General features: G+C 61.1%; 10 protein-coding genes. 4 read left to right on the top strand and 6 right to left on the bottom strand.

The window, feature by feature from the left end; all coding sequences use genetic code 11:
• The first annotated feature begins 170 nt into the window (after window positions 1-170).
• The 3 genes from CRP50_RS24555 to CRP50_RS25380 all read left to right on the top strand — a co-directional run bounded on the left by CRP50_RS24555 (window position 171) and on the right by CRP50_RS25380 (window position 5317).
• Window positions 171-1391, top strand: coding sequence for a recombinase family protein (locus tag CRP50_RS24555; RefSeq protein ID WP_141415260.1), 1221 nt, complete (start codon window positions 171-173; stop codon window positions 1389-1391).
• Window positions 1392-2090: 699 nt separating this feature from the next.
• Window positions 2091-4397 (top strand): sensor histidine kinase, encoded by a 2307-nt coding sequence (locus CRP50_RS24545; protein WP_097281834.1) that lies wholly within the window; start codon window positions 2091-2093, stop codon window positions 4395-4397.
• The gene (locus tag CRP50_RS25380; RefSeq protein ID WP_141415259.1) at window positions 4394-5317 is read left to right on the top strand and encodes a hypothetical protein; all 924 of its coding nucleotides are present in this window, start codon (window positions 4394-4396) and stop codon (window positions 5315-5317) included. The genes CRP50_RS24545 and CRP50_RS25380 overlap by 4 nt, the downstream gene beginning before the upstream one ends.
• Here the strand turns inward: CRP50_RS25380 and CRP50_RS24540 are convergent.
• Window positions 5231-6547: a DNA cytosine methyltransferase gene (locus tag CRP50_RS24540; RefSeq protein WP_176525347.1), complete on the bottom strand. Its 1317-nt coding sequence runs from the start codon at window positions 6545-6547 to the stop codon at window positions 5231-5233. The genes CRP50_RS25380 and CRP50_RS24540 overlap by 87 nt on opposite strands.
• Window positions 6548-6668: 121 nt before the next feature.
• Here CRP50_RS24540 and CRP50_RS24535 point away from each other — a divergent pair, with 121 nt between their 5' ends.
• The gene (locus tag CRP50_RS24535; RefSeq protein ID WP_097281832.1) at window positions 6669-6869 is read left to right on the top strand and encodes a hypothetical protein; all 201 of its coding nucleotides are present in this window, start codon (window positions 6669-6671) and stop codon (window positions 6867-6869) included.
• Between the two features lie 9 nt (window positions 6870-6878).
• Here the strand turns inward: CRP50_RS24535 and CRP50_RS24530 are convergent, their stop codons facing one another.
• From CRP50_RS24530 to CRP50_RS24510, 5 genes are all read right to left on the bottom strand, one after another.
• On the bottom strand, window positions 6879-7172 hold the full coding sequence (locus CRP50_RS24530; protein ID WP_101614066.1) for a helix-turn-helix domain-containing protein: 294 nt from the start codon (window positions 7170-7172) through the stop codon (window positions 6879-6881).
• Between the two features lie 38 nt (window positions 7173-7210).
• Window positions 7211-8212: a DNA cytosine methyltransferase gene (locus CRP50_RS24525; RefSeq protein ID WP_217992125.1), complete on the bottom strand. Its 1002-nt coding sequence runs from the start codon at window positions 8210-8212 to the stop codon at window positions 7211-7213.
• A 166-nt stretch (window positions 8213-8378) separates the two neighbouring features.
• Entirely contained in the window at window positions 8379-8759 is a 381-nt protein-coding gene (locus CRP50_RS24520) for a hypothetical protein (RefSeq protein WP_097281830.1), read from the bottom strand.
• A 14-nt stretch (window positions 8760-8773) separates the two neighbouring features.
• Window positions 8774-9160 carry a hypothetical protein gene (locus CRP50_RS24515; RefSeq protein WP_141415258.1) on the bottom strand — a complete coding sequence of 129 codons (387 nt, stop codon included), beginning with the start codon at window positions 9158-9160 and terminating at the stop codon, window positions 8774-8776.
• Between the two features lie 2 nt (window positions 9161-9162).
• Window positions 9163-9424 (bottom strand): ATP-binding protein (locus CRP50_RS24510; RefSeq protein WP_176525346.1); only part of this gene is annotated, 262 nt, incomplete at its 5' end.

Here is a 9424-nt window from a genome sequence, read left to right as displayed (position 1 = left end):
GCAGCCGTCGCGGCCACTGGCGAGGGCAAAACCCGCGCCGGACAGGGTCCGACCTACGGCCGGGCTACGCCCGCCCTCCGGTCGGACCCTGTCGTCACCAACAATGTCGCTGGCTCGTCAAGTTCAATGTCGCTGTGCAGACGGACCTCCACATCGGCTTCAAGGGCACCATGAACGCCCTGTTCCTGCGGGACCTGAAGGACAAGATCCGCCGCTCCCACAAGGCCATCGCCGCCGCCGGCCGCGCCGCCGGCGGCCTAGCCTACGGCTACCGGGTGGTACGCGGCGTGACGGATGATCGCGGCGGCTACGTCAACGGCCTGCGCGAGATCGACCCAGACCAGGCGGCGGTCATCCGCCGGATCTACGAGGAAGTAGCCGCCGGCATTCCGGTGAGCGAGATCGTCCGCCAGCTCAACGAAGAGGGCGTGCCGGCGCCAGGCGGCGAACGCTGGCGCATCCACTCCATCCGAGGCGAGCGCAGCCGTGGCCGCGGCATCCTCGCCAACGAGATCTACCGCGGTTGGCTGATCCACAACCGCACCCGCAAGGTCGTGGACCCGAAGACCGGCCGTGTCCGCTATGCCAATAACCCGGAATCGGAGTGGTTGCGCACCCATGTTCCCGAGCTGCAGATCATCTCCGACGAGTTGTGGCACCGGGTCCAGGCGGAACGGAACCCCAAGTGGAAGTGGGAGAAGCCGCCCAGCGAGCGCCGGCGCAAGTTCGCCGAGGACCGCAAGGGCCTGCCGCATCCGTTGACCGGCCTCGTGAAATGCGGCGCTTGCGGCGGCCATAAGGTGGTGGCGAACGCAACCCGCTATGTCTGCCAGACCTACCGCATCCACCGCACCTGCACCAACGCCCGCGGCCGACGCGAGCAGGAGGTGGCGGCAGCCGTCTTCCAGGCCCTGCTGGACCACGTGGCCGCAGTCGAGGACTGGGCCGTGCCCATCGGCGCCAAACTGGCAGCCGAGTACGCCGTCCGTGCGCAGCTGGATGACGAGGTGGCATCGATTGACGCGGCCATGGCGCGCCTGCTGACCGCGATAGAGAACGGCGTGCAGGCTGAGCAGGCCACCACTCGCATACTGGCCCTGCAGGACCGCCTGGCGTCCATCCGCGCCATGCCCCGCCTGCCCGACCTGCTGCCATCGGAGGACATTCGGGCGCTGCTGGTGTCGGCGCTGGTGCGGATGGAGACCAACTTCTCGGTTCCCCGCTACGCCGACCCTATCGCCAAGGCGTTGGCCCTGGTGGTGAACGAAGTGGTGCTGACGCCGATTCCCGGTAAGGCGCGCGGCGAGACGATGGACATCCGCCTCAATCCCGAGGGCTGGGGGGACTTCTATGTGCAGATCCAGGGCGCTTGGCCGGGCGTGACGGTTTGAGAGGCGGGCAACTCAGGACGGCGCCGATCCTGGTCGGGCAGACTGGCCCCGCCACCAGGCAGGCTTGTCAGGCGGCGTGCAAGGCCGCCTCGTCTGCAGCCGGATTATGCTGGACAACGCGCAGATAGGCCCGCACCGCCCGATCCGGTCGCCGCCCCTTCTGTTCCCAGTCCTGTACTGCCCGCACGTCAAGGCCAAAACGCTGGGAAAACTCCGGCCATGGCGGCCTAAGGCCCCGCCCTAACGCTGGGCGGGGGCATCACCTGCGACGGCATGGCTCCGTCGATGGTGATCTCTACGGCTAACCGACTGCACCCTGCGGCGCTCCGTCGGAGCCCACATCCTCGCCGAAATTAGAAGAATGGCCGTGGGCCAGCCAACCCGCGCCCGACGGCCGCAGCCCAGTGCTGCATCGCCGACTGTCATCGGACGGCGCCACCGCCACCCCAACAGCCAGGCCCGGCGCGAGCCGCTGCCGCACGCCATCAGCGCGGTGCGCAAGCTCTGGAAGTCCCCGGGGCGGGCTGACCACCACGACCAAAGTCACTGTCGCTGTCGACGATCTCGGGCTCTGCCTTGCTAGATCTTCCCGGTAGTATCGAGTCGACAGACCATCCATTCACGTTTAGCCTGCCGACGTGTCGGCTTCTACCACTTTAGGGCTCTCGCCGCCCCAAGGGGTCGCTAAAAGGGAACGTCATGCAGAAAAAATTCCGCATCAGCTCAGCATTGAAAGACATCATTGGGCGAGACCTCATTACTAACGACTTCGTCGCTATATTCGAGCTCGTGAAAAACTCGTTCGATGCTCACGCGAGCCACGTTGGGATCGAATTCGGCGACGATACCATTATTATAACCGATAATGGCAAAGGTATGTCCCGTGATGACATCATCGGAAAGTGGTTGTTCGTCGCCTATTCCGCGAAGCGATGGGGTAGAGAAGACGAAGAGCTGCCGAGGGACTATCGTGACGCGATTTCTGCGAGACGGGGCTATGCAGGTAACAAGGGTATTGGACGCTTTTCATGCGACCGACTTGGAATGCAGCTGGATCTTTATTCAAGACCATTCGGCGGCAAGGCTGTCCAGCACCTTGTAGTTAATTGGACGGATTTTGAGCTAGATGCCGACACAGAATTCGCGACAGTAGATGTGCAGCTGGGTGAAGTAGGCGCGTTTCCGAAACCAGAGAAAGCCCATGCGCCGACTGCAGAAGGAACGATGCTTGTAATCAGCCGTCTTCGCGACACGTGGTCGGGGGAAAAGATAAAGAAGCTGAGGGCATATCTCGCAAAGCTCGTAAATCCCTTCGATACAAGCGAAGACCTGAGAATCGAGACACATGTTACATGCGCACCGCAAGATGATATCGAAGGCCCCGTTGGGAACCATATAGTCGATCTTCTCGATCAGAAGACGGCAAAGATTTCTGTATCGATAAATTCTTCACGCGTCGAAACAAGTCTTTGGGATCGCGGAACTCTAATATACAGGATAGAGGAAGATAATAGATTCCCCGTACTGGCGCACTGCGGTGTTGAGGTGACGCTGCATTTCCTGAACAAAAGTGCGAAACAAACCTTCACTCACCGAATGGGCGTGCAGCCGGTGCAATTCGGCAACATCTTCTTGTTTGTCAATGGGTTCCGTGTCTATCCAGTGGGAGAGCCGACGGACGACACCTTCGGGATTGGCCGCCGTAAACAACAGGGTGTTGCCCGTTACCTTGGTCTCCGTGACATCCTTGGAAAGATCGACGTCACAGCGCCAGTCGGTGTTTTCCAAGAAGCTTCTAGCCGAGATGCAGGCCTGATCGAAGGTCCTGCTCAAGTTCAGCTCTACGAAGCGGTAATGAAGCACGCCTTTTTCCGCCTTGAGCGATATGCAGTGACCGTCAACTGGGTTGATAGTCTAGATCAGGAAAGCGATGATGCTGCTGGTCTTAAATCAGATAGCGCAAGGGCCCGTATTATTGGCATCGTCAAGGCTCTTGCCGGTTCGCCAAGCGTAAGGCTGCTTGATTATGATAGAGAGCTGATCGATATCATTAACGAGCGCGCCGCGGAGTTTGAGGACTCGCTTGAAGGCCTTGCGCTTGTTGCGCAGGAAGCGGGGGATCAGGCGCTGTTGGCGCGAATCGAAAGGTCTCGGCGACGCTACGAAGAGCTAAAACAGAGCGAGGCCGCCGCAAAGCAGAAAGCCGATGAAGAGCTTCGAGCCCGCAAGGAGGCTGAGAAGCGGGCGAGCGTTGCCGAAAAGGCTGCACGTGACGCAGGGGCCCGCTTAGAACGGGTTGAAAAGCAGGCCAAGCTACTGCTAAACGCGAAAGATCAGGGCAGCGAGGAGTTGCAACTATTACATCATCAGGTGATTATATATGCCACGGAGGTTGAGACACTCACCAAAAGGTGCTTGCGAAAACTAAGCCGTGGTGGTCAAACAGAGTCAGTCCTGGACGATCTTGAGGAGATCGCTTTCCAAAACAGCAAGATACTGGCTGTCACTAGGATTGCTACACAGGCGAAGTTCAAGCTTAACGCCGATCGGATTGAAGAAGACATAGTTCAATATATCGGGGAGTACGTGAGTAAAGTTGCGCCGCTATACGGGGATATCGGCGACGTTGATTTTGACGCCGGAGGCGCCTCTCAAATTATGGAGTTCAAGCCAGTCGAGCTCACGATCGTTCTTGATAACTTGTTTAGCAACGCTGGTAAGGCGGGCGCCCGTCGAATGGCTTTTAAGTGCAGAAAATCTACGGGTATTACTGGCTCCATTGAGATCGTCGTTTCGGATGATGGGGGTGGCATCGATGAACAAGCTGTCGATGTCACTAGAATTTTTCAGAGGGGATATAGCGGTTCGCGGCGCGGCTCGGGGTTAGGCCTCTATCATGCAAAACAGGTCATCGAGGGGATCGGAGGAAGCATTGCCCTTGATCCCCAGCGGCCCCAGGGGGCTGCGCAGTTCATTATTCGCCTGCCAAAGAGGGGGAAGAAGTGAGGCTAGAATTTGGTGTGCTCTGGTTTGAGAATCAGCCCGACGACGTGCGCGGGCAACGGAAAGAGATCGAAGAGTATATTGAGGAGCTAGGCTTCAAGCCTAGGATCGAGATGCTCTCGGACGGCGATGAAGTTGAGATCTTGGCCGAGAGGCAACGGCTTTACGATGATTTCGAAATTGTACTAGTGGACTATGATCTTGGTCAGGCAGGAAAAGGCGACAAGCTTGCGGGTCGCATACGCAAGGGCTTCGGCTTCACCGACATCGTGTTCTATAGTGGCCTAACGACCGTTGACCTCAGGAATCTGGTTCACAAAGCGCAAATTGACGGCGTCTATTGCATGGAACGGCGGCATCTCGCTGACCGCCTAGAAGGGCGTATCGACGAGGCAGCTAGGCGGCTGTCGAGACTTGAGGGTATGCGGGGGCTTGCAATGGGCATCGTCGGGAAGTGCGACGCCGCGCTGAAGTCTATTCTGCTAAGTGAGTACGAGGCTGCGGAGGCGGACAAAAAAACAGAAATTGTCGACCAGCTAGACACACTTGTCACCCAATCTGCCGCAGCCATGCGGGACAAGTATGGTAAGGCTGAAACTTTTAGAGACCGGCTACATTCCCGCACCGTTACAAGCTTTCATCTCTACAAATTGGCCTTGCACCTCACCAAAGGACGAGAGGCTTGCAAAGAGCACCGGGAGATTCTGAAGAGCTACAATACGGCCGTACTCGATCTGCGGAACGTTCTTGGACACGTGGCTGAAGTTCGCGGCCCCCGCGGGTGGGAGATATCGAAAGACGCCGACGCTTCTATAAACATAGAAGATTTTCCGGAGTTACGTCGGGAGATGGCTCGCCATTTCGACAACATTGTGGCACTCGGTGAGATCCTCGCTGCTACTGGAATCCAGAAGGCCTCGTAGCACCTCGCCAAGCGCTTCGGCTAGTAGCGGAGGAACCGCATTTCCCACCTGAGTGTAGCGGGGGCAGGCTCGCTTTCTCCACGGCCCACCTGCTGTATATGGGCCAGTGAAGCGGAACCAGTCGGGAAACGATTGCAGCCTCGCGTGTTCACGCACTGTGAGCACGCGAGGCTCAGAGTAGTGTATGATGTCGTCGGGCAGCGTTGTAACAGTCGGAGACGGCTGAGCACCTGACATTGGGGTAGTGGATCGCTTCTTTATGCCAAGCTTCAACCTATTCTCCGGCGAGATGGAACGCCCTTTCGGGCAGGTCTCTAGTATCTTGGCGAAGCGGTCTTTCACAGTTCCCGTGTGCCTGGGAAGCCTCAAGTCCGTCGGTTGCTCCGGCGCATGAACCCGCATGAGGCGGGCGTAGGCCGAAAGGTGCGAGAGTTCCCGGTAGTCGATGCACTGGAAGCCGGATTCGCCGAATTCGGGATCGGGTACGAGTGGCTTGTCGGCAGTTTCCAAGTCCCCAAGCGCCTCTTGTGCGCTTACTGGACGCCGAATAGGAAGGCCCCGCACTTGCAAAAATGACCGCCTACCCGTTCGTAGCCTTTCGAAGGGATCTACGCCGCACAACATGCCCTTCTTGGCTGCAATCAGAAAAAAGCGTGGTCGCCGTTGTGGGACGCCCCAATCCGACGCAAGGAGAAGCTGGGACCAAGTGTCGTAGCCGATTTCACTGAGCTCTTGCTGAACGTAATCGGCGTAGGAGCCTTCGCCATCATGCTCTGTCGATGTGAACCCCCGAACATTTTCTATCAGGACGAGCTTCGGCGCGACCATCCTGACAATTGCAAGGTAACTTTTGACCATCTCGTTTCTGGGGTCATCTTTTCGGCGCCGGCCATTCGTCGAGAAGCCCTGGCAAGGGGGGCCTCCTACAACGGCATCAATCTTGCCACGAAGGCCAATCAAATCCCCTTCGTGTTCCGCAATGAGCCGAGAGACATCATGCTCAGTGACTGGCAACCAGGCTGGCCATTCTGCCTTTCCGTGTGGCGGGCTTACGAGGTTGGTACGGTACGTGTTGAAGGCGTCCGGGTGCGCCTCGACTGCGAAGCTGGGCGACCAGCCAGCATTTCTCAGGCCGAGGGATAATCCGCCGCATCCGGCGAAGAGATCGATAAATGTAGGGCGTCGGGCGCTGCCAGGTGGCAGGGCTCCCCACAAGAAGTCTGCGTTCACAGGCGCTCCCCCCAGTACGGACTGCTCCTCCTAATGGAGCCCTTTACCACAGAAGGGTTGAGTACGATAACAACCAAATTTCTCAGCGTGTTGTGCGGCGTTCGGAGTCTCATCACGTGCAGTGGCGTACCTGATGTCGGTGTCTATCGGCTATCGCGCGGTGCGCCGGGGGAACGACTACCAACATGAACCGATGACCAAAGAGATGATGCGCCTCGGCAACCTCGGGCAGATCCAGGATGCCGAGCTGTTGCGTGTTATTATCGGCTTCGCTGACGAGCGCGACCAAACCGACGCAGGGCTGCCGCGAGCGTACAGATAGATACAGCCATTACGCCGTTACGCCGGTTTCGCCCGGCTCCCGATGGGGCAAATTTGCCCCATGATCGACCGTCAGCACCACGCCCATGGCGGCCGCCCAGCGGAACAACATGCCGGCCGGTGGATCGCCCTCGCCATTCTCCCACCGCCGCAGGGTGCGCATGTGGATGCCGAGACGCGTGGCCACCTCGGCCTGGGTGAAGCCGCTGGCGGCGCGGGCACGGCGAAGATCGGCGAGCACGGCCAGATAACCCGGCCGCCAGTCGGCGGCGACAAAGGATCGCTGTGCAGGATGGCACTTCATTCCTTGGTCCTCAGAGGAGGCGACCCTGGCCGTCCGGTTCATTGCCCGGCAGCAAGGTGGGCGGCGAGATCAGCCGCGAGAGTTCGGTACGCGACCGCTCCAGCCAGCGGGCAAACCCCGTTACCGGCAAGGCGCAGTTCGTCCACCCGGTCGGCCACCCCAGCAACCACTCGCAGAACCTCGGGTTCAGCCGCTGGCGTGAGGTGCGGTGCATCTGCAAGGATGCGTCGCCAGCGGGGATCGGACGGGCCTGGGGCATGGAGGGGCAGGAGTGCTCCACGAAGTTCTGGAGCTGCTGGCCGCGTAGGCTGCCGGCATTCCGCCGCGCCTGGCTCTCCACCGTGTTCGGCGCCCGGTAGTCGCGCGCTGCTGGCGTGGGCCACTGGCTGGCGGTCTCCGCCAGATCGCGGGATCGTTCGGGATGGCCGAGCCGCCCCAGGTCCATTCCCCGGCTGTCGCCATCCCTTGCCTGCGGCGTGGGCCAGGTCTCCGCCTGTCCCACCAGCGTCGGCCGCTCGGCCCCCATCTTCCCCCGATCCCGTTGATAGGCATTGCCATGAGCATTCGCCGTCGTCGGCGTCATCCACAGGCGTTCGGCGTATTCCTGGAGATCCGGGCCGCCGCAACGGGTCCTGTCGGCTCGATTGGAGTTCGGGCCGCCCGTCTTGGTCTTCGGCGTCGGCCAGGATGAACAATCGCTCGCGGCGATGAGACGCGCCTGCTTCCTCCGCGCTGAAGATCCCGCACGCAGCGATGAAACCCAACCCTTCCAGGTCATCGAGGACCTGGCGGAGACCCAGATTGATGTGGTTGGGCACGTTCTCAAGGAAGACGCGCGCCGGCCGCACCTCGTCGATGATACGGGCGATGTCGGGCCAGAGGTGGCGGGGATCGTCAGGGCCTCGGCGCCGGCCGGCGGCACTGAACGGCTGGCACGGGTAGCCCGCAGCGAGGATATCCACGCATCCGCGCCAGCGTCGGCCATCGAAGGTGCGCAGATCGTCCCAGACAGGAGCGTGATCCAGGGACGCATCCGCCATCCGCGCCACGAGAGTGGCCGCAGCACGGGCTTCCCGTTCGACATAACACACAGCTCGGGCACGGGCTCAGCGATCCTGAGGGCGAGGTCCAGGCCACCGGCTCCGGTACAGAGACTGAGGACGGTAAGGTCGTCGTCGGGACGACAGGCGGCATGTGGAGCCACATTCACGAGCCTCCTCCGCATACCCGCCACTCGATCAGGACCGCCTGCCGGACGCCCTCCGACGGCTCGTGGAAGGCAAGGAACTCGGTACCCGATGGGAAGCCGTCGAGGCGGGCCAGGATCTCGATCTCCAGGTCGGTCAGCCAGTCGTGTCCCTCGATCCACACCCTGCCACCGGCGTGGAAAGTGATGAGCTGCACGCCAGTCACTACCGGATCTGGTTCGACGAGCTTCCGGCAGGCCCTGGTTCGCTGGCCGGTGTAGAGCTGCAACCGCTCGCCGATGCGGGGATAGCGCCGCCCCCCGATGGTGCGGATGGTGATCGCCTTCTCGCCAGCCTCGACGGCTGCGGCAAAGCGGGCTTGGAAGTTGTAGGCGACCATTGCCGTCGGCTCCCTCAGCGGCCACGCGGCGCCGGCACGCCGGCGAGGCGGGCGATGCGGTCGGCCTGGCCGCCGCGCCCGAGGGCGGTCAGCAGCTCGGCCAGCTCGCGGGCAAGTTCGGGCTCTTCGGTCAGATCCAGGCCGCGCAGCTTGTCGCAGGCCTCCGCCAGCGGCTCCGCAAGGCGACGGACTTCGCGCAGACGGTGCGCCACGTCGTCGGCGCTGCGGGGGAGCCACACCCGGCCAAGCGGGGTGTTCTTCAGCTTCCAGCCGTGTTCGGGCTTGACGCCCAGGCGGTCGAGGGTGTAGCGCGACAATTGGGATGGCCGGTGGGCGACAACTACGATGGCCGGTCGCCGTGATGGGATGATGATGGTGGCGCCGCGCAGCGGCGCCGGCAAGTCTAATTGTCGCCGGCCTCCGATGTAGTTGTCGCTGAGCGACAATTATCCACTTCGGTAGTTGTCGCGGAGGATGCGGCGTCCCGGCCGACTGCCGTCCGGCGCCGATAGCTCTCGACGTTCAGCTCGAAGATCGTGGCGTGGTGGACCAGCCTGTCGATGGCGGCGATGGTCATGGCCTTGTCGGGAAAGATACGGTCCCACTGGCCGAACGGCTGGTTGGCGGTGATCAAGAGCGACCGTCGCTCGTAGCGGGCGGCGATC

Origin of the sequence: Caenispirillum bisanense (assembly GCF_900230255.1) — a bacterium.
Classification (GTDB): Bacteria; Pseudomonadota; Alphaproteobacteria; order Rhodospirillales; family Rhodospirillaceae; genus Caenispirillum; species Caenispirillum bisanense_A.
The sequence above is the reverse complement of the archived record's forward strand: the minus strand, read 5'-3'. Positions and strand labels throughout refer to the sequence as shown.